This window comes from Escherichia sp. MOD1-EC6162 (assembly GCF_002965125.1).
Lineage (GTDB): Bacteria > Pseudomonadota > Gammaproteobacteria > Enterobacterales > Enterobacteriaceae > Escherichia > Escherichia marmotae.
Genome location: NZ_PTSB01000016.1, coordinates 14,209 through 39,004 on the forward strand (window position 1 = coordinate 14,209; position 24,796 = coordinate 39,004).

The 24,796-nt window shown below is 50.2% G+C and carries 23 protein-coding genes and 2 pseudogenes; 16 read left to right on the forward strand and 9 right to left on the reverse strand.

What is annotated here, in order from left to right; genetic code table 11:
- Positions 1-45: 45 nt before the first annotated feature.
- The 4 genes from A9587_RS14465 to glnA all read right to left on the reverse strand — a co-directional run bounded on the left by A9587_RS14465 (position 46) and on the right by glnA (position 4,321).
- Positions 46-156: a YshB family small membrane protein gene (locus tag A9587_RS14465; RefSeq protein ID WP_001517351.1), complete on the reverse strand. Its 111-nt coding sequence runs from the start codon at positions 154-156 to the stop codon at positions 46-48.
- A gap of 111 nt (positions 157-267) precedes the next feature.
- Complete coding sequence (glnG, locus tag A9587_RS14470; RefSeq protein ID WP_001517350.1) at positions 268-1,677, reverse strand: nitrogen regulation protein NR(I); 1,410 nt, start codon at positions 1,675-1,677, stop codon at positions 268-270.
- Between the two features lie 11 nt (positions 1,678-1,688).
- The gene (gene glnL, locus A9587_RS14475) at positions 1,689-2,738 is read right to left on the reverse strand and encodes a nitrogen regulation protein NR(II) (protein WP_001517349.1); all 1,050 of its coding nucleotides are present in this window, start codon (positions 2,736-2,738) and stop codon (positions 1,689-1,691) included.
- A gap of 173 nt (positions 2,739-2,911) precedes the next feature.
- A complete protein-coding gene (glnA, locus tag A9587_RS14480; protein WP_001271717.1) occupies positions 2,912-4,321 on the reverse strand; it encodes a glutamate--ammonia ligase in 1,410 nt (469 codons plus the stop codon).
- A 372-nt stretch (positions 4,322-4,693) separates the two neighbouring features.
- Here glnA and typA point away from each other — a divergent pair, with 372 nt between their 5' ends.
- The 4 genes from typA (at position 4,694) to A9587_RS14505 (ending at position 9,800) form a co-directional block, all read left to right on the forward strand.
- Entirely contained in the window at positions 4,694-6,517 is a 1,824-nt protein-coding gene (typA, locus tag A9587_RS14490) for a ribosome-dependent GTPase TypA (protein ID WP_105263507.1), read from the forward strand.
- A gap of 216 nt (positions 6,518-6,733) precedes the next feature.
- A complete protein-coding gene (locus A9587_RS14495; protein WP_000918406.1) occupies positions 6,734-7,444 on the forward strand; it encodes a GntR family transcriptional regulator in 711 nt (236 codons plus the stop codon).
- A 7-nt stretch (positions 7,445-7,451) separates the two neighbouring features.
- Positions 7,452-8,432: a sugar phosphate isomerase/epimerase family protein gene (locus A9587_RS14500; RefSeq protein WP_000256415.1), complete on the forward strand. Its 981-nt coding sequence runs from the start codon at positions 7,452-7,454 to the stop codon at positions 8,430-8,432.
- 102 nt (positions 8,433-8,534) lie between these two features.
- Positions 8,535-9,800 carry an MFS transporter gene (locus A9587_RS14505; protein WP_000956339.1) on the forward strand — a complete coding sequence of 422 codons (1,266 nt, stop codon included), beginning with the start codon at positions 8,535-8,537 and terminating at the stop codon, positions 9,798-9,800.
- A gap of 107 nt (positions 9,801-9,907) precedes the next feature.
- Here A9587_RS14505 and A9587_RS14515 read toward each other — a convergent pair whose 3' ends face one another.
- Together A9587_RS14515 and A9587_RS14520 are read right to left on the reverse strand one after the other, a co-directional pair.
- Entirely contained in the window at positions 9,908-10,696 is a 789-nt protein-coding gene (locus A9587_RS14515; protein ID WP_105263509.1) for a DeoR/GlpR family DNA-binding transcription regulator, read from the reverse strand.
- Between the two features lie 39 nt (positions 10,697-10,735).
- Positions 10,736-11,632, reverse strand: a complete 897-nt coding sequence (locus tag A9587_RS14520) for a sugar kinase (protein ID WP_001517346.1) — start codon at positions 11,630-11,632, stop codon at positions 10,736-10,738.
- Between the two features lie 172 nt (positions 11,633-11,804).
- On the opposite strand from A9587_RS14520, the gene yihU reads away from it, so the two are divergent.
- The 12 genes and pseudogenes from yihU to A9587_RS14580 all read left to right on the forward strand — a co-directional run.
- On the forward strand, positions 11,805-12,683 hold the full coding sequence (yihU, locus tag A9587_RS14525) for a sulfolactaldehyde 3-reductase (RefSeq protein WP_105263510.1): 879 nt from the start codon (positions 11,805-11,807) through the stop codon (positions 12,681-12,683).
- A gap of 24 nt (positions 12,684-12,707) precedes the next feature.
- Entirely contained in the window at positions 12,708-13,595 is an 888-nt protein-coding gene (locus A9587_RS14530) for an aldolase (protein ID WP_000094553.1), read from the forward strand.
- Positions 13,596-13,627: 32 nt separating this feature from the next.
- Entirely contained in the window at positions 13,628-14,638 is a 1,011-nt protein-coding gene (locus A9587_RS14535; RefSeq protein WP_000357978.1) for a zinc-dependent alcohol dehydrogenase, read from the forward strand.
- Between the two features lie 69 nt (positions 14,639-14,707).
- Positions 14,708-16,141, forward strand: a complete 1,434-nt coding sequence (locus A9587_RS14540; protein ID WP_000078427.1) for an MFS transporter — start codon at positions 14,708-14,710, stop codon at positions 16,139-16,141.
- A gap of 101 nt (positions 16,142-16,242) precedes the next feature.
- On the forward strand, positions 16,243-17,592 hold the full coding sequence (locus tag A9587_RS14545; protein ID WP_010376781.1) for an MFS transporter: 1,350 nt from the start codon (positions 16,243-16,245) through the stop codon (positions 17,590-17,592).
- The gene (locus A9587_RS14550) at positions 17,582-18,451 is read left to right on the forward strand and encodes an aldose 1-epimerase (RefSeq protein ID WP_105263511.1); all 870 of its coding nucleotides are present in this window, start codon (positions 17,582-17,584) and stop codon (positions 18,449-18,451) included. Before A9587_RS14545 ends, A9587_RS14550 begins: the two co-directional genes overlap by 11 nt.
- Positions 18,452-18,609: 158 nt before the next feature.
- Positions 18,610-19,209 (forward strand): glucose-1-phosphatase, encoded by a 600-nt coding sequence (gene yihX / locus A9587_RS14555; protein WP_000965690.1) that lies wholly within the window; start codon positions 18,610-18,612, stop codon positions 19,207-19,209.
- Positions 19,203-20,075: a virulence factor BrkB family protein gene (locus A9587_RS14560; protein WP_000920721.1), complete on the forward strand. Its 873-nt coding sequence runs from the start codon at positions 19,203-19,205 to the stop codon at positions 20,073-20,075. The genes yihX and A9587_RS14560 overlap by 7 nt, the downstream gene beginning before the upstream one ends.
- Complete coding sequence (gene dtd, locus A9587_RS14565; protein WP_000560983.1) at positions 20,072-20,509, forward strand: D-aminoacyl-tRNA deacylase; 438 nt, start codon at positions 20,072-20,074, stop codon at positions 20,507-20,509. Before A9587_RS14560 ends, dtd begins: the two co-directional genes overlap by 4 nt.
- A 44-nt stretch (positions 20,510-20,553) precedes the next feature.
- On the forward strand, positions 20,554-21,495 hold the full coding sequence (fabY, locus tag A9587_RS14570) for a fatty acid biosynthesis protein FabY (RefSeq protein WP_001517342.1): 942 nt from the start codon (positions 20,554-20,556) through the stop codon (positions 21,493-21,495).
- 426 nt (positions 21,496-21,921) lie between these two features.
- Positions 21,922-22,141 (forward strand): annotated as a pseudogene (locus A9587_RS14575) (CopG family transcriptional regulator).
- Positions 22,142-22,162: 21 nt separating this feature from the next.
- A pseudogene (locus A9587_RS14580) lies at positions 22,163-22,291 on the forward strand (PIN domain-containing protein); the annotation flags it as partial.
- Between the two features lie 36 nt (positions 22,292-22,327).
- Here A9587_RS14580 and fdhE read toward each other — a convergent pair.
- From fdhE to fdoH, 3 genes are read right to left on the reverse strand one after another with little or no spacing between them, the layout of a single operon-like run.
- Positions 22,328-23,257, reverse strand: coding sequence for a formate dehydrogenase accessory protein FdhE (gene fdhE / locus A9587_RS14585; protein ID WP_000027717.1), 930 nt, complete (start codon positions 23,255-23,257; stop codon positions 22,328-22,330).
- Positions 23,254-23,889, reverse strand: coding sequence for a formate dehydrogenase cytochrome b556 subunit (gene fdoI / locus A9587_RS14590; RefSeq protein ID WP_000829020.1), 636 nt, complete (start codon positions 23,887-23,889; stop codon positions 23,254-23,256). Before fdoI ends, fdhE begins: the two co-directional genes overlap by 4 nt.
- Positions 23,886-24,788: a formate dehydrogenase O subunit beta gene (gene fdoH, locus A9587_RS14595; protein ID WP_000331381.1), complete on the reverse strand. Its 903-nt coding sequence runs from the start codon at positions 24,786-24,788 to the stop codon at positions 23,886-23,888. The genes fdoI and fdoH overlap by 4 nt, the downstream gene beginning before the upstream one ends.
- Between the last annotated feature and the right edge of the window lie 8 nt (positions 24,789-24,796).

The window sequence follows — 24,796 nt, forward strand, 5'->3', positions numbered from 1 at the left end:
TGCCGGATAAAGCGTTCACGCCGCATCCGGCATGAACAACGAGTTTCAGCTAAACAGCCCAATCATCGCGGCACACAGCACGGCAGCAACGGCAGTTTGCGGCGCGTGGCTGCTAACTGCGCCACTCGATAGCAGATTAATTATTGATTCTAACATAATGACTCTCCCCGTTTTTCGGGCAAGATCATACTGAACTTATCGGAACAGTAAAGCGCAAAATAACAGCAATTTGCGCTCAATAATCAATCTTTACACAGCAAGCCTGAGTCACTCCATTCCCAACTCTTTTAACTTACGTGTCAGTGTGTTACGTCCCCAACCAAGCAGTCTCGCCGCTTCTTGTTTATGCCCCTGCGTATGTCGCAACGCGGTGGTCAGCAATGTCCGCTCCAGCTCAGGTTGCGCTTCAGAAAGTAAGTTTTGATGACCGGAACGCAGCGCCCGATCGGCCCATTGCGCTAACAGCGTTGCCCAACTGTCCGGCTGCATTGTGGAAGGGCTTTCCGCTACGGTTGATTCAAACAGTTCGCCAGGCAAATCCTGAATCAACACTTCCTGTCCGGCGGCCATCACCGTTAGCCAGCGGCAGGTATTTTCTAGCTGACGCACGTTCCCCGGCCATGCAAGACGCGTCAGGGCGGCTTCTGTCTCCGGGTGCAGTAACTTCGCTTCTACACCCAGCTCACGCGCGGCAACTTGCAGAAAATGACGTGCCAGACGGGGAATATCCTCCCGACGCTCGCGCAGTGGCGGCAGATGAACACGGATAACGTTCAGGCGGTGGAACAGATCCTCACGGAACTTGCCTTCCTGCACACGCAGTTCCAGGTTCTGGTGAGTCGCAGCGATAATACGCACATCCACTTTCACCGGCGCATAGCCGCCAACGCGGTAAAACTGACCGTCTGCCAGCACGCGCAGTAACCGTGTCTGCACATCCAGCGGCATATCGCCAATTTCATCAAGGAATAACGTGCCCCCATCGGCCTGTTCAAAACGGCCCTGACGAACGGTATTGGCACCGGTAAACGCGCCTTTCTCGTGACCAAACAGTTCTGATTCGATCAAATCTTTCGGGATAGCCGCCATATTCAGCGCGATAAACGGCGCTTTGGCGCGCGGGCTATGGCGATGCAGGGCATGAGCGACCAGCTCTTTACCTGTGCCGGATTCGCCATTGATCAACACGCTAATAGAAGAACGTGAGAGACGGCCAATAATACGGAACACATCCTGCATGGCAGGCGCTTCGCCAATAATATCGGTTGTTGGTCCGTTAAGCTGAATATTGCGCGGTTGCTGCTGTTCCTGGTAATGGCTGATGGCTCGCTCAACCAGCGCCACGGCTTCGTCGATATCAAACGGTTTGGGCAGATAATCAAACGCCCCTTGTTGATAGGCGCTAACGGCGGCATCCAGATCGGAATGTGCGGTCATAATGATGACCGGAAGCATCGGATGACGCTGTTTAATTTGCTTGAGCAACGCCAGCCCGTCCATTCCGGGCATACGGATATCTGAAAGCAGTACATCCGGCGTTTTGCTTGCCAGCGCCTCCAGCACTTCGGCACCGTTCTCAAATGCCGTGCAGGTTAAACCCGCTCCAGCGAGCGCACGTTCAAGCACCCAACGGATGGAACTATCGTCATCGACTACCCAGACTATCCCTCGTTGCATAAACGTCACCTTTATTTCCTGATAGGCAGGTAAACCGAGAACTCGGTATGACCCGGCCAACTGGTAAATTCAATTTTGCCTGAATGCTGATCAATCAAGTTACGGGCGATGGATAAACCAAGCCCGGTGCCGCCTTCGCGACCGCTGACCATCGGATAAAACAGCGTATCCTGCAAATGGGGCGGAATACCAGGCCCGTTATCTTCCACATCAATTCGTGCTGCCAGCCGATAGCGTTCGCCATGCAAGGTCAGTTGAAACGCGGTGCGGGTACGCAGAATAATTTCACCGCCCTCCGGCCCCAGCGCTTGTAACGCATTGCGCACAATATTCAGCAGTACTTGCTCAATCTGATCCGGATCGTGCGCCAGTTCTGGCAGGCTGGGGTCGTAATCACGAATCAACCGTACATTGTTCGGTAATTCCATCGACACCAGCGTCACCACGCGCTCTGCCACTTTGTGAATGCTTTCGGTGACGTGTGTGCCTGGTAGTTGCGGCCCCAACAGACGGTCGACCAGATTTCGCAGTCTGTCCGCCTGCTCGATAATCACTTTGGTATATTCCAGCAGAGACGGATCGGGCAACGCTTTGCTGAGTAACTGCGCCGCACCTCGTAAGCCGCCAAGTGGATTTTTGATCTCATGTGCCAGGCCGCGGACCAAATCGCGGGCAGCAACTTGCTGGGCGTGCTGTAGCTGCTCCTGGCTTAAGCGACGCTGGTTATCCATCGGTGTCATCTCCAGCAGGATCATGCCGTCCGGCATACGCTGGGCCGTCACAGAAAGAATATGCGAGCGCCCGTCAATCACCAGCGTCACTTCGTTATCGGTAAAACCTTGCCCCGCCTCCAGACTTTCTTGCATCAGACCGATATTTAGCGAGAAGTAGCTCAACAGTTCCGGTAACGGCGTACCAAACAATTTACGGGAACTTTGGGCGAGCAGTTGTTGCGCGGCGGGGTTGGCGTAATGGATCGCCAGGTTGTCGTCAATTAACAAAATACTGTTAATCAGAGAGTTGAGGATCTGCCCAGCATCGGGCTGCGTGCCTGTTGCCATAAAGCAGTCTCCTGAACAGGTTGCACCATTTTAGTGCATTATAGCTTTTTACGGATAAAAAGCGCGAAGCATCAGAGAAGTTACGGAGAAAAAAGCCCATGCAGAGATGGGCTGAAATTTCCACGGCAACTAAAACCCCGGCGTTTGTGCGCCGGGTATGACTACTTCAACTATTAGACGCTGTAGTACAGCTCAAACTCTACCGGGTGCGGAGTCATACGTACGCGGTCATCTTCTTCGCGACGCAGAGCGATGTACGCATCGATCGCTTCATCAGTGAACACGCCACCGGCTTTCAGGAATTCGCGGTCCAGATCCAGCTCGTTCAGTGCTTCTTCCAGAGAGCCTGCAACCTGCGGGATCTCTTTCGCTTCTTCTGGCGGCAGGTCATACAGGTTTTTGTCCATTGCTTCGCCCGGGTGGATCTTGTTCTTGATGCCATCCAGACCCGCCATCAGCAGGGCAGCAAAGCACAGGTACGGGTTAGCTGCCGGGTCCGGGAAACGCACTTCGATACGACGCGCTTTCGGAGAAGATACCACCGGAATACGGATAGATGCAGACCGGTTACGCGCAGAGTAAGCCAGCATTACCGGTGCTTCGTAGCCCGGAACCAGTCGCTTGTAAGAGTTGGTGGTCGGGTTTGCCAGCGCGTTAATCGCTTTCGCGTGTTTGATTACACCGCCAATGTAGTACAACGCCTGCTCAGACAGACCAGCGTATTTGTCGCCCGCGAACAGGTTGACACCGTTTTTAGACAGTGACATGTGGCAGTGCATACCGGAGCCGTTATCACCGAACATCGGTTTCGGCATAAAGGTCGCCGTTTTACCGAAACGATGCGCCACGTTGTGGACGACATATTTGTAGATCTGAATTTCGTCGGCTTTTTTGGTCATGGTATTGAAGCGGGTTGCCACTTCGTTCTGACCTGCGGTTGCCACTTCGTGGTGATGTGCTTCAACCACCAGGCCCATCTGTTCCATTACCAGACACATTTCAGAACGGATGTCCTGAGCAGAGTCTACCGGCGGAACCGGGAAGTAACCGCCTTTCACTGCAGGACGGTGACCTTTGTTACCACCTTCATATTGGGTGGAAGAGTTCCATGCGCCTTCGATATCGTCGATAGCGACGTGAGAACCGGAGATAGAAGAGCCGAAACGAATATCATCGAACAGGAAGAATTCTGGCTCTGGCCCGAACAGTACAGTGTCGGCAATGCCAGTGGAACGCAGGTAATCTTCAGCGCGCTTAGCAATAGAGCGTGGGTCACGGTCATAGCCTTGCAGAGTGCCTGGTTCGAGGATATCGCAACGGATAATCAGGGTAGAGTCCGCGAAGAACGGGTCAATCACTGCGGTGGATGCGTCTGGCATCAGCACCATGTCGGATTCGTTAATGCCTTTCCAGCCGCCAATCGAGGAGCCGTCAAACATTTTGCCTTCTTCGAAGAATTCAGCATTCACCTGATGAGCAGGGATAGTGACGTGCTGTTCTTTACCTTTGGTGTCGGTGAAGCGCAAATCAACAAACTTCACTTCGTGCTCGTTCAGCATCGTCAGTACGTGTTCAGCGGACATACTTTAACTCTCCTGGATTGGTCATTGTCGTCGTGGTAACGAAATCTGCAATTAATTGGGCCGTGTCGCCGTAAAAAAGATAAAGCGAAATCTGTGCCAACTTTTAAATTGCCCCTAAAAGGCGTTATCATGCTTACCATCGTGCAAAAGGGCTGCACCATGATGCGAATGTTGCACCAATATAGTGCTTCAATGGAAACATTAAGCACCATGTTGGTGCAATGACCTTTGGATAACCCTTTTTATGCTCCGTGAAAGCGATCACAAAGGGACTCTGCAATACTTGTTTGCGGAGGATGTTTGTGATCCTGTTTTGTAGTGCGATTAATCCGTGTACAATAACGCGCTATTTCTAATGCCTGAGGCAAAGTTGTGATCGAAAAATTGCGTAACATCGCCATCATCGCGCACGTCGACCATGGTAAAACCACCCTGGTAGATAAGCTGCTCCAACAATCCGGTACGTTCGACTCTCGTGCCGAAACCCAAGAGCGCGTGATGGACTCCAACGATTTGGAGAAAGAGCGTGGGATTACCATCCTCGCGAAAAACACCGCTATCAAATGGAATGATTACCGTATCAACATCGTTGATACCCCGGGGCACGCCGACTTCGGTGGTGAAGTTGAACGTGTAATGTCCATGGTAGATTCAGTGCTGCTGGTGGTTGACGCATTTGACGGCCCAATGCCGCAAACGCGCTTCGTAACCAAAAAAGCGTTTGCTTACGGCCTGAAGCCGATTGTGGTAATCAACAAAGTTGACCGCCCTGGCGCGCGTCCTGACTGGGTTGTTGATCAGGTATTCGACCTGTTCGTTAACCTCGATGCGACCGACGAGCAACTGGACTTCCCGATCGTTTATGCTTCTGCGCTGAACGGTATCGCGGGTCTGGACCACGAAGATATGGCGGAAGACATGACCCCGCTGTATCAGGCGATTATCGACCACGTTCCTGCACCGGACGTAGACCTTGACGGTCCGTTCCAGATGCAGATTTCTCAGCTCGATTACAACAGCTATGTTGGTGTTATCGGCATTGGTCGCATCAAGCGCGGTAAAGTGAAGCCGAACCAGCAGGTTACTATCATCGATAGTGAAGGCAAAACCCGTAACGCGAAAGTTGGTAAAGTGCTGGGCCACCTTGGTCTGGAACGTATCGAAACCGATCTGGCGGAAGCTGGCGATATCGTGGCAATCACTGGCCTTGGTGAACTGAACATTTCTGACACCGTTTGCGACACGCAAAACGTTGAAGCGCTGCCGGCACTCTCCGTTGATGAGCCGACCGTTTCTATGTTCTTCTGCGTTAACACCTCTCCGTTCTGCGGTAAAGAAGGTAAGTTCGTAACGTCTCGTCAGATTCTGGATCGTCTGAACAAAGAACTGGTACACAACGTTGCGCTGCGCGTAGAAGAAACCGAAGACGCCGATGCGTTCCGCGTTTCTGGTCGTGGCGAACTGCACCTGTCTGTTCTTATCGAAAACATGCGTCGTGAAGGTTTCGAACTGGCGGTATCCCGTCCGAAAGTCATCTTCCGTGAAATCGACGGTCGTAAACAAGAGCCGTTCGAAAACGTGACTCTGGACGTTGAAGAACAGCATCAGGGTTCTGTAATGCAGGCGCTGGGCGAACGTAAAGGCGAGCTGAAAAACATGAATCCAGACGGTAAAGGCCGCGTACGTCTCGACTACGTGATCCCAAGCCGTGGTCTGATTGGCTTCCGTTCAGAGTTCATGACCATGACTTCCGGTACTGGTCTGCTGTACTCCACCTTCAGCCACTACGACGATGTGCGTCCGGGTGAAGTGGGTCAGCGTCAGAACGGCGTACTGATCTCTAACGGTCAGGGTAAAGCGGTAGCGTTCGCGCTGTTCGGTCTGCAGGATCGCGGTAAGCTGTTCCTCGGTCACGGTGCAGAAGTTTATGAAGGTCAGATTATCGGTATTCACAGCCGCTCTAACGACCTGACTGTAAACTGCCTGACCGGTAAGAAACTGACCAACATGCGTGCTTCCGGTACTGATGAAGCCGTTGTTCTGGTTCCGCCTATCCGCATGACTCTGGAACAAGCACTGGAGTTCATCGATGATGACGAACTGGTAGAAGTCACTCCGACCTCTATCCGTATTCGTAAACGTCACCTGACGGAAAACGATCGTCGCCGCGCTAACCGTGGTCCGAAAGAAGATTAATTTCTCTTTTTAGTCGTGAAAAACCTGCCAGCGATGGCAGGTTTTTTTTTGCCTGTTGTAAGTTCTCACCAGTGCGAGTATCTCCCTTGTAAGTCTGTGACTACAGCAATAGAGAGCTTTGTCACAATTATCTGCAAAGTCACACGCCGTTAATTGCTTTCTTTTTTGGCGTAAGCGTAAGATGCTTCATCTGGTTTAAACCAAAAGGATTAAACAATGGCCGGAAACCAATCCACCGTAGAAAATGCAAAAGAGAAACTGGATCGGTGGTTAAAAGATGGCATCACCACGCCGGGTGGAAAACTCCCTTCAGAAAGAGAGTTGGGAGAGTTGCTGGGTATTAAACGTATGACGCTGCGCCAGGCGTTGCTGAACCTCGAGGCAGAATCCAAAATCTTCCGTAAGGATCGTAAAGGTTGGTTCGTTACTCAGCCGCGTTTTAATTACAGCCCGGAACTGTCGGCTAGCTTTCAACGGGCTGCAATTGAACAAGGGCGGGAACCTTCCTGGGGATTTACCGAGAAAAGTCGTATCAGCGATATTCCCGAGACGCTCATGCCACTGATTACAGTAACGCCGTCAACCGAACTCTATCGCATTACCGGTTGGGGGGCGCTGGAAGGGCATAAAGTTTTCTATCACGAGACGTATATTAATCCTGAAGTTGCCCCTGGTTTTATTGAGCAACTTGAAAACCATTCATTTTCTTCAGTCTGGGAAAAATGCTACCAAAAAGAGACGGTAGTAAAAAAATTGATTTTCAAACCCGTCAGAATGCCTGGCGATATCAGCAAATATCTTGGCGGTTCTGCGGGTATGCCAGCGATCTTAATTGAAAAACATCGCGCCGACCAGCAAGGGAATATTGTCCAGATAGATATTGAATATTGGCGATTTGAGGCTGTAGACCTCATCATTAATCTGTAGGTGTTTTATGGTGACAATAAATAACGCAAGAAAGATTCTACAACGTGTCGATACTCTTCCTCTTTATTTACATGCCTATGCTTTTCATTTAAATATGCGGCTGGAAAGAGTATTGCCGACTGATTTACTTGATATAGCGAGTGAAAATAATCTGCGAGGCGTCAAAATTCATGTTCTGGATGGAGAACGTTTTTCTCTGGGTAATATGGCAGATAAAGAACTCTCTGCCTTTGGCGATAAAGCTCGCCGTCTGAACCTTGATATTCATATTGAAACCAGTGCCTCAGATAAAGCATCTATTGACGAAGCCGTCGCCATCGCACTGAAAACCGGGGCATCGTCCGTGCGTTTTTATCCGCGTTATGAAGGTAATTTGCGCGATGTATTATCGATCATCGCTAACGATATTGCTTATGTGCGGGAAGCGTATCAGGACAGCGGCCTGACCTTTACGATCGAACAGCATGAAGATTTGAAAAGCCATGAGCTGGTATCGTTGGTCAAAGAAAGTGAGATGGAGTCTCTTTCCTTACTGTTTGATTTTGCGAACATGATCAATGCAAATGAGCATCCCATGGACGCCTTAAAAACGATGGCACCGCATATTACTCAGGTGCATATCAAAGATGCATTGATCGTTAAAGAACAGAGTGGTCTGGGGCATAAAGCCTGTATTTCAGGTCAGGGAGATATGCCGTTCAAAGAGTTATTAACGCACCTTATCTGCCTGGGTGATGATGAACCGCAGGTGACGGCATATGGCCTGGAAGAAGAGGTTGATTATTATGCTCCGGCGTTCCGCTTTGAAGACGAAGATGATAATCCGTGGATCCCATATCGCCAGATGAGTGAAACACCATTGCCAGAAAAGCATTTGCTGGATGCGCGGTTACGTAAAGAAAAAGAAGACGCAATTAATCAGATATATCATGTGCGTAACGTACTACAACAAATCAAGCAAGAGGCAAGCCATCTTCTGAACCACTAATAAGTTTTAACTCATCCGCAGTTAATAAAAACCATTCTATAAGAATGGTCGGTATCTTATTGCCTTTAAAACAGTGATTTTAAAAATCGCTTAGGGGATGTTATGCTCACAAAAAAGAAATGGGCGTTATTTAGTCTATTAACACTGTGTGGCGGTACAATTTATAAATTACCGTCGTTAAAAGATGCGTTTTATATCCCGATGCAGGAGTATTTCAATTTGACCAATGGCCAAATTGGTAATGCCATGTCAGTAAACTCATTTGTCACGACAGTGGGTTTTTTTCTGTCTATTTATTTTGCCGATAAACTACCGCGCAGATACACCATGTCATTCTCACTCATTGCTACGGGATTACTGGGAGTTTATTTGACGACAATGCCGGGGTATTGGGGCATCCTCTTTGTCTGGGCGCTATTTGGCGTTACTTGCGACATGATGAACTGGCCTGTTTTGCTCAAGTCGGTAAGTCGGCTGGGCAATAGCGAACAACAAGGTCGGTTGTTTGGTTTCTTCGAAACAGGACGTGGCATTGTCGATACCGTGGTGGCATTTTCTGCGCTGGCAGTATTTACCTGGTTTGGTAGTGGCTTATTGGGCTTTAAAGCGGGTATCTGGTTTTATTCCCTTATTGTGATTGCCGTGGGCATTATCATTTTCTTTGTACTGAATGACAAAGAAGAGGCACCTTCCGTTGAGGTGAAAAAAGAAGACGAAGCATCGCAAAATACCAGTATGAGCTCGGTGCTGAAAGACAAAACAATCTGGCTTATCGCTTTCAACGTCTTCTTCGTTTACGCGGTTTACTGTGGCCTGACGTTCTTCATCCCATTCCTGAAAAACATCTATCTGCTGCCCGTTGCGCTGGTGGGGGCTTACGGCATCATAAATCAATATTGTCTGAAGATGATCGGTGGGCCTATTGGCGGCATGATTTCAGATAAGATCCTGAAATCACCGAGTAAATATCTGTGCTATACCTTTATCATCAGCACCGCGGCACTCATAATGTTGATTATGCTGCCGCACGAAAGTATGCCGGTATATTTAGGGATGGCATGTACGCTGGGCTTTGGTGCGATAGTCTTTACACAGCGAGCCGTATTTTTTGCACCTATCGGCGAAGCAAAAATTGCTGAAAATAAAACAGGCGCGGCGATGGCGTTGGGTAGCTTTATTGGTTACGCCCCGGCGATGTTCTGCTTCAGTCTGTATGGCTACATTCTGGATTTAAATCCGGGGATTATTGGCTACAAAATCGTGTTTGGCATTATGGCCTGCTTCGCATTCTGTGGTGCGGTGGTTTCCGTAATGCTGGTTAAGCGTATTAGCCAATGTAAGAAAGAGATGCTGGCGGCTGAAGCTTAATTAATGGCCGGATGTGTTTAATCCGGCCAATGAAAACCGTATCAACCATCGCATCCGGCAAAACAAAATCCGCTGAAATCTCCAGCGGATTTTTCGAAATTTCAATTTCAGGATACTTCTTGCTCGGCAACCACCAGTTCGACATTCTCTTCGCTTAATAACTGGCAGAAAGAATTGGGCGGTGGAGCATCAGTAAAAAATGCTCTGACATTTCGTGCATTGCCAATTGAAACGGCAGCAGACGCGGCAAACTTAGTATGATCTGCCACTAGCAATGTATTCCGCGCATGTTTAATCATCGTTCTCGCGACTAACGCTTCATTGACATCAAATTCCAGCAGGGTGCCATCATGCTCAATGGCACCAATACTGGTGATTAAATAGTCTGCGCGGAAACCTTCAATAAAATCCACAGCTCCGGGGCCGATGATCCCGCCGTTATGGGCGCGTAAAGTGCCTCCCGGCACCATCACTTCAATATCCTGATTCTTATAAAGAATCTGTGCTACACGTAGGCTGTTAGTGATAATGCGTAAATCACGGCGGTTGAGTAATGCCCTGGCAACGGCTTCGACCGTAGTACCGATGGTGATAAAGACGGTACAGCGTTCGGGAAGGTAATCAGCGACCGCCTCAGCGATCGCCCGTTTCTCGGTGGTGAGCGAAAGTTCCCGTTGCTCAAAAGCGGTATTCATGACGCTGGAGACGCGCCCAGCCCCTCCATGATGACGGGTGATCAACCCCTGCTCGCTTAGTTTTCGGATATCCCGGCGCACGGTTTGCGTTGAAACATCCAGCAGTTGTGCCAGTTCTTCAATATTCATATAACCGCGTTCTGCGATTAGATGAACGAGTTGGTCATGGCGTGGATTACCTGTCACTTCGATGATACTCATGAATACTCCCTTGCCCCTCCTCGGTAGATGTTTACCATTTTACGCATAAAGTGACAAAAATGATTCGGTTTGCTCACGATTAGGAATGCCAGCCCGACCGCCAGCCTGGGTACATTTCATCGCGGCAACCGCACTGGCAAAACGAATAGCCTCTTTTGTGGGCATTTTTTCTGCTAACGCTACCGCGAGTGCGCCGTGAAAAACATCGCCTGCTCCAGTGGTATCAACCACATTGACAGAAAATGCCTCCTGTTGACACAAATGATCATCTTCAATCCACAACGAACCTTCAGAACCCAGCGTGACATACACTTTACCTGCTGTTTGTGTGGCAGCCTGGTACAAGCCTTCTTCAGGTGACTGAAGGCCGGTCATGCGTTTCAGCCCTGGCGTTGAGAACACAGCATGGTCGGCAAGCGCGACAAGTGGAGAAATATCCTGCGGTGTCATATCGGCGTCTAAAAGCGTTGTCACGCCCGCAAGGCGCGCTTGCGAGAATGCTTTTTCAGTGCCGCTATGCCAGCGAACATCGGCCAGAACCAGATCATAACGAGAGAAATCGATCGCTTCTAACCATTCGGCATCAGTATCGAGATCGGGGCTTGGATAATTAACGATAATCCGTTCGCCATGCTGATCAACGAGGATCGCTGATTGCGACGAACGGGCATTAAGATATCGGCGGCAAAATGCCGTATTGACGCCCCAACTCTCAAGTTCTGCAAGTAAGGTATTTCCACAACTGTCATCGCCGACGCGACCGATGAAATCAACCTCCACGCCGAGTTTTGCTATTGCAACAGCGGCTGTTGCCGCCGGGCCACCACCAATCTCAAGATAATGATTTGCCTGATATTTCCCGCCGCCCTCTGGCAGACAGGGCAAAGAATAAATCCTGTCCTGAACAGTGATACCTACACATGCAATTCTGGTCATATTTGTCTTGTCCTGTTTAATTTTGTCGTCTTTGGTCAATTTAAATGACACAAATGATCAAATTAGTGATGTGTGTCGTGTTTTTGAACATAAATTACAAATATGCTCAAAAACAGACGAAAACGAATTTTCAATTGTCATTATTTTGTCAATGTCAGATAGGAGAGCGTTCATGGCAACCATTGCATTTCTCGGGCTGGGGCAGATGGGTAGCCCAATGGCTAACAATCTATTGCAAAAAGGGCATTTATTGCAGGTATTTGATGTCAATACACAGGCTGTCGATGCGCTAGTCACGCAGGGGGCCACTGCGGCACAAACCCCAGCGGAAGCGGCAGTAGGCGCTGAATTTATCATCACTATGCTTCCCAATGGTGACATTGTTCGGCAGGTGTTGTTGGGGGAAAAAGGTGTCTGTGAAACTGTTTCATCTGACGCGTTAGTGATTGATATGTCGACTATTCATCCCTTACAGACCGATGCATTAATACGGGAATTACAAGAAAAAGGCATCAGTATGATGGACGCCCCCGTGGGCAGAACGTCTGTGAATGCGATTGATGGCACATTGCTGATTTTAGCGGGTGGCACTGATGAGCAGATTGTGCGCGCACGCCCGATTCTCATGTGCATGGGTAATGAGCTGGTCGAAGCTGGCGGCCCGGGAATGGGGATCCGCGTGAAGCTAATTAACAACTATATGAGCATTGCGCTTAATGCGCTGTCCTCCGAAGCCGCTGTGTTATGTGAGTCACTGGGATTAAATCTTGATATCGCAATTAAGGTGATGAGTGGTACGGCAGCAGGGAAAGGGCATTTTACGACCACCTGGCCTGGCAAAGTGCTGAAAGGCGATCTTTCTCCCGCCTTCATGGTGGATCTGGCGTTGAAAGATCTGCGTATTGCTGTTGATGTCGCTCAGGAGACGGGGGCGCCGCTCAATATGGGGGTTGCAGCAGAAAGTTATTACGCCGCAGCAAGTCAAGACGGTAAAGGGCGGCAGGACTGGAGCGCCCTGCTAAATCAGGTTCGTCAGCAGGCTGGTCTTTAATTTTATCTATTAACAGGAGTTTCTATGTCATCCCACTTCACCCCATTTACGCTGAAAGATATCTCCCGCCCAGGTGGTGGATTTGCCATGTTAGCTGTCGATCAGCGTGAAGCTATGCGTCTGATGTTTGCGGCAGCAGGACAGCCAAAACCCGTCTCCGACAGTGTACTCACCGATTTTAAAGTCGCCGCGACCCGCATCCTTTCTCCTTATGCTTCTGCCGTTCTGGCGGATAAACAATTTTGTCTTGATCAAATTGTCGAGCAGGGCGCTGTTGCTAATTCTTGCGGTCTGATTGTCGCTGCCGATCTTTTTATCCCAGGTAATGGCATCCCGGTTGATAGCGTTGAAATAGATATGTCCGTCGACCCGCATAAAGCCCGTGAAATGGGGGCGAAGGCGATGAAATTACTTGTGCTCTGGCGTGAAGATGAACCTGCAGAGGAACGTCTGGCAATGGTCGATAAGTTTGTTCGTCGCTGCCGTAGTGCCGGGCTGGTCAGCATTATTGAGCCTGTGGTGCGTCCACCTCGTCGTGGTTGGGACTTTGATCGTGAAAGCGCCATTGTTGCCGCCGCCGCAGAGCTTGGTGGAACAGAGGCTGATCTTTACAAAGCCGAGATGCCATTAGGAGGCAAAGGCGATGAAAAAACCTTACTTTCCGCCTGCCAGAAACTTAACGATCAGATGAAGATGCCGTGGGTAATTCTTTCTTCTGGCGTCGATGCCGATATTTTTGGACGCGCGGTAAGTATTGCGATGAAAAGCGGCGCGTCTGGCTTCCTGGCAGGACGAGCGGTTTGGGCGTCGGTTGTTGGTGCACAAGATCCACAAACTATGCTGCGCGATGTCTCCGTTCCACGCTTACAACGATTGGCTGAAATTGTCGATGAAGGTATCGCGCAACGCTAATTCCCTATGGATAACGATTCTGGAGAATAATGATGGATAAAATTACCCAGGTTTTATTTTCAGATATTGGGAAAGTCACCACTCAATATGTTGAAGTACCACACCAGCAACTTAAACCGCACGAAGTACGGATTGCGCCTGTGTTCTACGGGATATGCGGATCGGATCTGCATGTTTTGAAAGGCGGTCATCCGTTTGCCAAACCGCCAGTCGTTCCCGGTCATGAAATTGCAGCGCGTGTTACGGAAGTGGGTAGCGACGTCAAACATGTACAGCCGGGCGATCATGTGGTTGTCGATCCCATCATGGCTTGCATGGAATGCCGGGCCTGCAAAGCAGGGCGTTTTAATCTTTGTGAACCACCGCAGGTTGCCGGTTTTCGCGCGCCGGGCTTTGCTCGCTCACAGCACATTGTTCCTGCGCGTAATTGCCATGTCGCACCAGCCTCTTTACCGCTAAAAGTGTTGGCCTTTGCCGAACCGGCAGCGTGTGCTCGTCACTGTGTTAACCGAATGCCGAAGGCTTCTCTGGAGAGCGTACTGGTGATTGGTGCTGGAACAATTGGCTTATCTATTGTGCAGGCACTGCGCATTATGGGGGCAGGAAAGATTACCGTGATTGAACCTGACGCGGCCAAACGTGCACTGGCGTTAAAATTGGGTGCTGCAGAGGTTTGGGCACCGGGAGAACTGGCCGCAGATGTGCGATTTACGGGAGCGATTGATGTCGTTGCAGCGCAGGCCACGCTTAATGATGCCTGTACCCGTGTGTATGCCGGAGGCACCGTTGTGTGTATGGGCGTACCGAGTGGGCCGCGTGAAATACCACTACCGATGATGCAACGTTTCGAGCGTGACTTGCTCAACTCTGGCATGTACATCCCTGAAGATTTCGATGCCGTTATCGAATGGCTGGCGGATGGGCGGTTTGATACCAGTGAGCTGGTTACTGATTTATTTGCCATTGATGACGCAGCGGCAGCATTCGAACGCGCGCAGCAAAATGACTCCATAAAAGTCATGCTGCAATTTGCGCCGGAATGATTTTCTAAATCTCTGTCTGGCGCTGCGCTACGTCAGCGCCACCCTACAACAATTAAAAAGGACACTGCGATGAGTCAAATCACCAGTCCTGCAATTTATTCAATTAGTCGTCCACAGGACGTAATTGATATTGTTAATAAGAACTCTGCGATCAACACCAGTATCGGCGTTATTTTTATTGCTTTGGGCGGCATATTGATTGATGCCTATCAGGCGGCGATGGTGGGGTTTGGTAATAAATATATTGCCGCTCAATTTGGTATTTCTCCTGGGCTTGCCGCAACCGTTAATGCTTCAGTATTAATCGCCGCATTAATAGGTGGTTTATTAGCGAATCGGGTCATCAACCGCTTTGGGCAAAAGCGAGCATTTATTATTGGCATGGGGTTATGCACCATCGGTGCTGCTGCGGTGGCTATTGCGCCCAGTATCTGGTGGGTGCTGGTGTGTCGCGTCATTATGGGCTTTGGCTTAGGCATCGACTTCCCTTTGGCAACCAATGCCGTGGCAGAGCTTCGTGGTTCAACGTCGAAGAAAACCGGAACGTCGGTCAATCTCTGGCAAATGGCCTGGTATGTTTCAACTACCGTTGTCTATCTGGTGCTTTTGCCTCTGCTTCTGTCTGGTATTGCTGAAGAACAGTTGTGGCGTTACGGAATATTCATCGGGGCTATTTTCGCAGTCATCTTCATGATTTTGCGTTACGTCTTTATCGGTGAATCCGCAATGTGGGCCGCACGCGTCGGGCGTTACCAGGAAGCGTGCGACATCCTGGGAAAACGTTACGGTGTTCAGGCTCGCGTTGCGACACCGGGTACAGCAGAAGCCAGATCTGCGGAAAAGGTAGAGAATAAATACAGAGGTGGATATGGCATCTTATTTAATGATCGTTACCGCAAACGCACCATCCTCGGCTGTGTCGTGGCAACCATGCAGGCGTGGCAATATAACGCTGTAGGTGTTTATCTTCCTCTTACCCTGGCGGGAATAATAAGTGGCGGGCTTACTGGCGCGTTGACGGGTTCTGCCGTCGTGAATGCCCTTTGTGGGGTAACCGGCGGGATGATCGGCTCGTTTATTCTCCAACGATTAGGCACCCGCCGACAGTCCATGTATGGATTTGCCGTTGTGACCTTAGCATTGCTGTCGTTAGGCGCACTGGCGACGACTAATCCCTGGCTGTCTTTAGGGTTGTTGGGATCAATTATTTTCTTCCATTCAGCGGGGCCTGGTGGGTTGGGCATGACCATTGCCACACTCTCATATCCTCCTGCTATTCGCCCTACTGGGGTGGGATTTGCCCGTGCGATTATGCGCACCGGTGCGATTGCCGGGCTTATTTTCTGGCCGATGCTGTGGGGTGCGTTGAAAACTGAAGCGTTTTACTGGTTGGCAATTGTGCCATTCCTGGGATTCCTGACCTGCGTATTGATTAATTGGGAACCGTTGGGGGCGAATGTGGATGCCGAAGACGCGGAAGTTCTGGCGGAATTGAACAAATAAACATAACGCGTATCGGCATCAGGTCGATGCGCGTATTTATCAGACTGCCCACTTTGTAGTGGGTTATTTCCCAATTTCTCGCCGACCAGGAGAGGAAAATGATGTCTGAAACGTTACCTACACCGCAAGAAGGACTTTCCGGTAAAGCCATGAGACGTGTCGTAATGGGCAGTTTCGCGGGCGCGTTGATGGAATGGTATGATTTCTTTATTTTTGGCACGGCAGCAGGGCTGGTATTTGCTCCGCTTTTTTTCCCGAACAGCGATCCTTTTATAGGTCTTATAGCCGCCTTTGCTACCTTTGGTGTCGGTTTTTTGACTCGTCCCTTAGGTGGCATCGTCTTTGGCCATTTTGGCGATAAAATTGGGCGAAAAATAACGCTTATCTGGACACTGGCTATTGTCGGTTGCTCCACATTTTTGATTGGTTTTATTCCGACGTATCAGGAAATTGGGATCTGGGCACCGCTCATATTAATGGCGCTGCGCTTAATTCAGGGCTTTGGTCTTGGTGGCGAGTATGGCGGAGCGGCATTGATGACCATTGAATCTGCGCCCGAATCCCGGCGCGGTTTTTTAGGTTCGCTCCCACAAACGGCTGCATCAGTGGGGATTATGCTGGCAACCGGTATTTTTGCGCTCTGTAACCATTTACTGACTCAGGAACAGTTTCTCTCCTGGGGATGGCGTATTCCGTTCTGGCTTTCTGCGGTGATGTTGATCGTTGGGTTATTTATCCGCCTGCATACTGAGGAGACACTGGATTTTCAAAAGCAAAAAACGACGAATAATAAAGAAAAGTCCGTTCCTCCGTTGATTGAATTATTCAAAAAACATCCGCGAAATATTTTATTGGCACTGGGTGCGAGGCTGGCAGAGAGTGTCTCCTCCAATATTATTAACGCCTTTGGTATCGTTTATATTTCCAGCCAATTAGCATTATCGCGAGATATTCCTCTGACGGGCATGTTGATTGCCTCGGCGATCGGTATTTTCAGTTGTCCGTTGGTCGGGTGGTTATCAGACCGTATAGGTCAAAAATGTCTGTATTTGTCAGGTGCGGGATTTTGTGTCCTGTTCGCGTTTCCTTTCTTCTTATTACTGGATAGTAAAAGTACGCTCATCATCTGGTGCAGTATGATCCTCGGCTATAACTTAGGCCCGACGATGATGTTTGCCGTGCAGCCGACACTTTTCACCCGCATGTTCGGCACCAAAGTACGATATACCGGTCTTTCTTTTGCCTATCAATTTTCCGCAATACTTGGCGGACTAAGCCCCCTTATCGCCTCAAGTTTGCTGGCGCTGGGAGGGGGAAAACCGTGGTATGTCGCTCTGTTTTTATTTGCTGTCTCAGTTCTTTCCTTTGTTTGCGTCTGGCTGATTGAGCCGACCGATGAACAAGAAACCGCTTCTTACCGCTACATCAGGGAACAATCTCATGAAAACTGAACGGAATAACGAGCATTATCTGGCGCTACAACAGGCGTTTGACGCGCCCTGGCCTGGGCCTGTGGGAGAGTCTGTGACGCTGGAAAAAGGCAGTATTCGCCTGCAGATTTATCCGCATGATGGTGCCAGGATCACCTCATTACAGGCATTTGGTTGTGAAGTATTACGCCAATGGCAGCCGCAACGCAGAGCTTTTCAGTACGGCTGTTTCCCAATGGTGCCGTGGGCAGGGCGATTGGGGAACGCGACGCTGAATGCTGGTGGGCAATGTTATTCTTTACCCGCCAATAAACCACCACATGCGTTACATGGTATGGCGTGCTATTCAACATGGGAAATTATCGCCAAAACAACAGATTCCCTGACTTTACGTATGCCTCTGGCTTCACCGTGGCCATGGCAAGGGGAAGTGATTCAGACTTTTTTGCTGGAGAACGATGCGCTGGTTTTACAACTGGAAATCCATTCACATGCCGATACATTCCCGGCCTCTGCGGGCTGGCATCCGTGGTTTGCGAAAAAGCTGGCTCCGCAAAGTACAGCGTCGTTGCAGGTGCTTTTTGATGCGGACTGGCAAGAAGAAGCGGGTAGTGATGAACTGCCAACAGGAAATCGCATCTCTCCTCAAGTCGGCCCCTGGGATGACTGTTTTGGTTTTTATGACGGGTTAAAGGTTAAGTTACTGTGGCCAGGTAAACTCGCGATGACCATGACTTCTTCAGCAAACAGTCTGGTTGTATTTGATAAACAGCCTGATGCCACCTGTGTTAACCCGCTTACTCAGGCACCTAACGCAATAAATCTAACGCCGGAATTTGTGACACCAGATAAGCCGCTGGTCATCGAAACCCGTTGGTAATTTACGCCTGAATCTTAACCATTCATCTAATGCGAAAAAGTCAGTGAAATTACTCTGCTTTTTCGCAATCAGCGTCACAAGATTACCCTTATTGCCACATAGCCAAACCCATCCTTTCCCGCTACAGTTAATTTCCTGTGGTGTGAAAGGAGGCAAAAATGCTCTATATCTTTGATTTAGGTAATGTGATTGTCGATATCGACTTTAACCGTGTGCTGGGAACCTGGAGCGATTTAACGCGTATTCCGCTGGCGTCGCTTAAGAAGAGTTTTCATATGGGTGAGGCGTTTCATCAGCATGAGCGTGGGGAAATTAGTGATGAAGAGTTCGCTGAGGCGCTGTGTCATGAGATGGCCTTACCGTTAAGTTACGAACAGTTCTCCCACGGCTGGCAGGCGGTGTTTGTCGCGCTACGCCCGGAAGTGATCGCCATTATGCATAAACTGCGTGAGCAGGGGCATCGCGTGGTGGTGCTTTCCAATACTAACCGCCTGCATACTACCTTTTGGCCAGAGGAATACCCGGAAATCCGTAGCGCTGCCGACCATATCTACTTGTCGCAAGATTTAGGTATGCGCAAACCGGAAGCGCGAATTTACCAGCATGTTTTGCGGGCAGAAGGTTTTTCACCAGACGAGACGGTCTTTTTCGACGATAACGCCGATAATATAGAAGGAGCTAATCAGCTAGGTATTACCAGCATTCTGGTGAAAGATAAAACCACCATCCCGGACTATTTCGCGAAGGTGTTATGCTAAAAACCATCCATGAAAAAGCCAGGCATCGTACCCGTCCGCTATGGGCCTGGCTGAAACTACTCTGGCAACGCATTAATGAGGACAACATGACAACCCTGGCAGGTAACCTTGCCTACGTGTCACTGCTCTCATTAGTGCCGCTGGTTGCCGTTGTTTTTGCACTTTTCGCCGCGTTTCCCATGTTTTCTGACGTCAGCATTCAGTTGCGTCATTTTATCTTCGCCAACTTTCTTCCTGCCACAGGCGATGTTATCCAGCAATATATCGAACAGTTTGTTGCCAACTCCAACAAGATGACCGCCGTCGGGGCGTGTGGTCTGATCGTCACGGCATTATTGTTGATGTACTCCATCGATAGCGCGCTGAATGCCATCTGGCGCAGTAAACGGGTACGCCCCAAAATTTATTCGTTTGCTGTGTACTGGATGATCCTGACGCTGGGGCCGCTGCTGGCGGGGGCCAGTCTGGCGATCAGCTCCTATCTACTCTCCCTGCGCTGGGCGAGCGATCTCAATACTGTCATCGACAATGTGCTGCGTATTTTTCCGCTGTTGTTGTCGTGGATCTCCTTCTGGCTGCTGTACAGCATTGTTCCTACCATTCGCGTACCTAACCGCGACGCGATTGTCGGCGCGTTTGTCGCCGCACTCCTGTTCGAAGCAGGAAAGAAAGGTTTCGCGCTTTATATCACCATGTTCCCGTCATATCAGCTCATTTACGGTGTGCTGGCGGTGATCCCCATCCTCTTTGTCTGGGTCTACTGGACATGGTGTATCGTCTTGCTTGGTGCAGAAATTACTGTCACTCTCGGGGAATACCGCAAACTTAAACAAGCTGCTGAACAAGAAGAAGACGACGAACCATGATTGCATTAATTCAACGCGTAACCCGAGCCAGCGTCACCGTGGAGGGAGAAGTGACGGGCGAAATTGGCGCGGGACTTTTGGTGTTATTGGGTGTCGAAAAGGATGATGACGAACAGAAAGCAAACCGTCTGTGTGAGCGTGTGCTCGGCTATCGCATTTTTAGCGATGCTGAAGGTAAGATGAATCTCAACGTGCAACAGGCGGGCGGCAGTGTGCTGGTTGTTTCCCAGTTTACCCTTGCCGCAGATACCGAACGGGGGATGCGCCCCAGCTTCTCCAAAGGCGCTTCACCGGATCGCGCAGAGGCGTTATATGACTATTTCGTCGAACGCTGCCGTCAGCAGGAAATGAACACGCAAACAGGACGCTTCGCTGCCGATATGCAGGTATCGCTGGTCAATGATGGCCCCGTGACATTCTGGTTGCAGGTATGAGCCAGCTTCCAGGTGTGTCACGGGAAACAAGAGAGAGTATCGCTATGTATCACCTTCGGGTTCCACAAACAGAAGAAGAATTAGAGCGCTACTATCAATTCCGCTGGGAGATGTTGCGTAAACCCCTGCATCAACCGAAAGGTTCTGAACGCGACGCCTGGGATGCGATGGCGCATCACCAGATGGTCGTCGACGAGCAGGGTAATCTGGTGGCAGTAGGGCGGCTGTATATCAATGCCGATAACGAAGCCTCCATTCGCTTTATGGCCGTTCATCCCGACGTGCAGGACAAAGGCCTGGGCACGCTGATGGCGATGACCCTGGAGTCGGTAGCGCGTCAGGAAGGCGTTAAGCGCGTGACCTGTAGCGCCCGTGAAGACGCGGTGGAGTTTTTCGCTAAGCTGGGGTTTGTGAATCAGGGGGAGATCACCACCCCAACCACCACGCCGATTCGCCATTTTCTGATGATTAAACCCGTCGCTACTCTGGATGACATTTTGCATCGCGGCGACTGGTGCGCCCAGCTCCAGCAGGCGTGGTATGAACACATCCCGTTAAGCGAAAAAATGGGCGTGCGCATTCAGCAATATACCGGGCAAAAATTTATCACCACCATGCCGGAAACCGGCAATCAGAATCCGCACCACACGTTGTTTGCCGGGAGTTTATTCTCTCTGGCAACGCTCACCGGTTGGGGGCTTATCTGGCTGATGCTGCGCGAACGCCACCTCGGCGGAACGATTATTCTTGCCGATGCGCATATCCGCTACAGCAAGCCGATTAGCGGCAAACCTCATGCGGTGGCCGACCTCGGTGCGTTAAGCGGCGATCTCGACCGTCTGGCGCGCGGGCGTAAAGCGCGGGTGCAAATGCAGGTCGAAATCTTTGGCGACGATACGCCAGGCGCGGTGTTTGAAGGCACATATATCGTTCTGCCCGCGAAGCCATTTGGCCCGTATGAAGAGGGCGGGAACGAAGAAGAGTAGGGCGGCCGTTTTAATTAAATACCGGTTGGTGGCGGCACTGACCGGTCTGCGATGGGCGATAAATTTTATCTTAAGCCTGATGCGGTAAATACGCTGACTTTTTCGGGTACACTATCCTGATGATGTAAATGAAGACCCAGTCAAAAAACAAATATCCTTGAATATAATATATTCATAGCACCATAACTCGTCCTTATTATTTGTTGTCGCTTTTCTGTGGATGCGATCCGACCTAATTAAGAGTAATAAACAATCATGGGCGATGCTAAACGATTTTTTAATAATAATTAAAATAACTGTAACTGTTGCATTGTTTCTGGAAAGCGTCTCGCAAAAACAAAACCACATGCGGAAACCAGCTTTCGTTAATTAATTTTCCAGTGTAAGTTTCATACATTAATTAACAGTATATGTTAGGTGGTAACGATGGCGATGAATACGGTTTTTCTTCATTTGTCAGAAGAGGCAATTAAAAGACTGAACAAACTCAGGGGCTGGCGTAAAGTTTCACGATCTGCAATTTTACGCGAAGCGGTGGAGCAATATCTGGAGCGGCAGCAATTTCCGGTACGTAAGGCAAAGGGAGGCAGGCAAAAGGGGGAGGCGCCAGGTGTTGAAGAATCCGTGTAAGGTGCATGAGGAATGACAAAAAGACTTTTTCATTCTTGAATATAAAATCAAAAAGCCAGATGCCATTATTCTGGCAACGGCACAGATTTATGGCTGCGAACTGGTAACGCGAAATACGAGAGATTTTGCGGGAATAGCAGGTGTTGTCACACCCTATGAACTGTAATCCGGGCGACCTGTGCCCCCCGGAAAACGTCAGAGATTACTCCCCTTCACCCGGGAACAGGAACGGGTTGATGGAACTGCGGGCGTAGCCTTCTTGCTCCATTCGCGCGTCCAGTACCAGAGAGGCGAGGTCATCCGCCACAGCTTCAACTTTTGGATCTTTTTCCTGATAAAGAATCTTCAGGTAAGTGCCGCAGTCATCACAGCTTTCGGCTTTAATTGCAGCCTGTTCGTCATCCAGCGACCAGTAGTGCAGTTTGCCGCTCTGTTCGCAGTTGCTGCATTTTACGCGCACCACGTGCCATTCGGTTTCGCACAGGTTGCAGTGCAGATAACGCAGGCCCTGAGTCGTGCCGATTTGCACCATGCTGGAAACCGGCATCGAACCACAAACCGGGCAGTACTGACGTTGTTCGCCATATTCTGCACGGGCTTTGCCAGGGATCAGATTAGCCATCTGTGCCCAATAGAGCGACAACGCAGCCCAGATAAACGGCGCTTTATCACTGCTGACTGACGAGAAATCAGAGGTAAACAGCGCGTTGGCCATATCTTCCAGTTCCTGGGTCGATGCCTTCTCCAGATTCTCAATCACAGCCAGCGCCGGACCGCTCATTTCAGGTTTCAGTTCAGCAATCAGCGCCATCAGCAGTTTTTGCCAGTGCTTATCACGCGGCAGTACGTGAATATCCAGCGGTGGCTTGCCCTGTGCGCTTGCTTCTTTAATGCGTGTGGTCAGATCCATCTCCAGCGGATGGTCGTACAGCACCACTTCCTGGGCGTGGGCGATAAGCGCAGCAAAGCGCAGGTAATCACCCAGCGGATTATTTTCTGCCAGCTCGCGCAGACGCTCGGCGCGGCGGTTGTATAAATTTTTGAGCCGAGGGAACAATAACGGCGGAATCATATCCGCCGTACGTTTCTCGCTCGAACCCAGCTCATCTTGCGGGATTATGCGAATACTCATTCAGCTTTCTTTTCCGTTGTCTTGCGGACTTCACGATACCAGCGTGGATGGTGTTTCTTCGCCCATGCGCTGGTAACCCATCCTTCCACCATGGCGGTAATCGTGCCTTTCACCCAAAGGGCGGCGTAGATATGCACCATGATAACCACAATTAACGCCACTGCGGCAAATGAATGCAGCATTAACGCGAATCGGATCACCGGGATTGAGAAAGCAGGCGCAAAATAAGGACGCCAGATAATCACACCGCTCACCAGCAGCAGGACCAGGAAAATAATTGCCGCCCAGAAAACGCATTTCTGACCGAAGTTATAACGCCCGGTGTCACCTACTTCCTCGTTGACGACGATCTTACGAATATTCTTCGCCCAAAAGATATCATCCCGATTGATTAGGTTGTGATGCCAGTAACGGAAAAACATGATGATGAACGAGGCAAACATAACCACGCCAACAAACGGGTGCAGAATTCGCGCCAGTTGCGGCGTGCCCATGATTTGCATCAACCAGTTGAAAGAGGGGAACAAAAATCCCATCCCGCTTACCGCCGCCAGGATGAAGCAGAAGGCGGTGATCCAGTGGTTGATACGTTCCGGTGCGGTGTAGCGCACGATGGTGTCACGTCGTTTCATTTGCGCTCCTCGTCTTTCTCTTCGTGCAGATTATTCTCTTCCTCATCCGCACGGTTCGGACCGACACCCACGTAGTGGAAGATACTGGCCGCAAAGGTAGCCGCAAAGCCAACAGCCGCGAGCGGTTTCCAGATGCCTTTCCAGAATTTTACGGTTTGGCTGATTTCCGGATTTTCCGGCAAGCCATGATACAGATTCGGCTTGTCAGCATGGTGCAACACATACATCACGTGTGTACCACCGACGCCAGCCGGATCGTACAGACCCGCATTGTCGTAACCGCGGGTTTTCAGCTCAGCCACGCGCTCGCTCGCCAGCGTTTTCATCGACTCTTTCGTACCGAAGTGAATCGCGCCTGTCGGGCAGGTCTTCACGCAGGCCGGTTCTTGCCCAACCACTACACGGTCTACGCACAGCGTGCATTTGTAGACGCGGTTGTCTTCCGGATTGAGGCGAGGAATATCGAATGGACAGCCCGCGATACAATAACCGCAGCCAATGCACTGCTCGGACTGGAAGTCGACGATACCGTTGGCATACTGAATAATTGCCCCTTCCGCCGGGCACGCTTTCAGGCAGCCTGGATCGGAACAGTGCATACAGCCGTCTTTGCGGATCAGCCATTCCAGTTTGTCGTTTTGCTCCACTTCCGAGAAGCGCATCACCGTCCACGATTTGGCGCTTAAATCATTAGGGTTGTCATACACCCCTATGTTATTGCCGACGGTATCGCGAATGTCGTTCCACTCTGAACACGCCACCTGACAGGCTTTACAGCCGATACAGGTGGTGACGTCGATGAGTTTCGCCACTTCTTCCTGGAAATCCCGCGCCTGAGGGGCGGGGGTCAGACCGTTAGTCGCGGAACGACGAATGATATCTTGAGATTGGTAAGCCATATTTCGTC